The sequence below is a fragment of the Pseudoalteromonas sp. MMG013 genome (genome assembly GCF_018100885.1).
GTDB lineage: Bacteria > Pseudomonadota > Gammaproteobacteria > Enterobacterales > Alteromonadaceae > Pseudoalteromonas > Pseudoalteromonas aurantia.
The window spans coordinates 1-1644 of the sequence record NZ_JAGJEE010000075.1; the positions used below are offsets into that span (position 1 = coordinate 1).

Consider the following 1644-nt stretch of genomic DNA (forward strand, 5'->3'; position numbering starts at 1 on the left):
CAAAATCAGAATTCAATGAGCACGAAACACTTTCTAGTAAAGGGTTTCAACAAAACTTTTAATTGAAGAGTTTGATCATGGCTCAGATTGAACGCTGGCGGCAGGCCTAACACATGCAAGTCGAGCGGTAACAGAGATAGCTTGCTATCTGCTGACGAGCGGCGGACGGGTGAGTAATGCTTGGGAATATGCCTTTTGGTGGGGGACAACAGTTGGAAACGACTGCTAATACCGCATAACGTCTACGGACCAAAGTGGGGGACCTTCGGGCCTCACGCCAAGAGATTAGCCCAAGTGGGATTAGCTAGTTGGTGAGGTAATGGCTCACCAAGGCAACGATCCCTAGCTGGTTTGAGAGGATGATCAGCCACACTGGAACTGAGACACGGTCCAGACTCCTACGGGAGGCAGCAGTGGGGAATATTGCACAATGGGCGCAAGCCTGATGCAGCCATGCCGCGTGTGTGAAGAAGGCCTTCGGGTTGTAAAGCACTTTCAGTCAGGAGGAAAGGTTAGTAGTTAATAGCTGCTAGCTGTGACGTTACTGACAGAAGAAGCACCGGCTAACTCCGTGCCAGCAGCCGCGGTAATACGGAGGGTGCGAGCGTTAATCGGAATTACTGGGCGTAAAGCGTACGCAGGCGGTTTGTTAAGCGAGATGTGAAAGCCCCGGGCTCAACCTGGGAACTGCATTTCGAACTGGCAGACTAGAGTGTGATAGAGGGTGGTAGAATTTCAGGTGTAGCGGTGAAATGCGTAGAGATCTGAAGGAATACCGATGGCGAAGGCAGCCACCTGGGTCAACACTGACGCTCATGTACGAAAGCGTGGGGAGCAAACGGGATTAGATACCCCGGTAGTCCACGCCGTAAACGATGTCTACTAGAAGCTGGGGTCTTCGGACAACTTTTTCAAAGCTAACGCATTAAGTAGACCGCCTGGGGAGTACGGCCGCAAGGTTAAAACTCAAATGAATTGACGGGGGCCCGCACAAGCGGTGGAGCATGTGGTTTAATTCGATGCAACGCGAAGAACCTTACCTACACTTGACATACAGAGAACTTACCAGAGATGGTTTGGTGCCTTCGGGAACTCTGATACAGGTGCTGCATGGCTGTCGTCAGCTCGTGTTGTGAGATGTTGGGTTAAGTCCCGCAACGAGCGCAACCCCTATCCTTAGTTGCCAGCACATAATGGTGGGAACTCTAAGGAGACTGCCGGTGATAAACCGGAGGAAGGTGGGGACGACGTCAAGTCATCATGGCCCTTACGTGTAGGGCTACACACGTGCTACAATGGCGCATACAGAGTGCTGCGAGCCTGCGAAGGTTAGCGAATCACTTAAAGTGCGTCGTAGTCCGGATTGGAGTCTGCAACTCGACTCCATGAAGTCGGAATCGCTAGTAATCGCGGATCAGAATGCCGCGGTGAATACGTTCCCGGGCCTTGTACACACCGCCCGTCACACCATGGGAGTGGGTTGCTCCAGAAGTAGGTAGCTTAACCTTAGGGAGGGCGCTTACCACGGAGTGATTCATGACTGGGGTGAAGTCGTAACAAGGTAGCCCTAGGGGAACCTGGGGCTGGATCACCTCCTTATACGATTTAGAACTTATTTGTTCGTAGTGTCCACACAGATGATTG

General features: G+C 51.9%; 1 rRNA gene. It reads left to right on the top strand.

From position 1 onward, the window contains the following. Nucleotides 1-59: 59 nt before the first annotated feature. A 16S ribosomal RNA gene (locus tag J8L98_RS24375) occupies nt 60-1599 on the top strand. Nucleotides 1600-1644 lie beyond the last annotated feature (45 nt).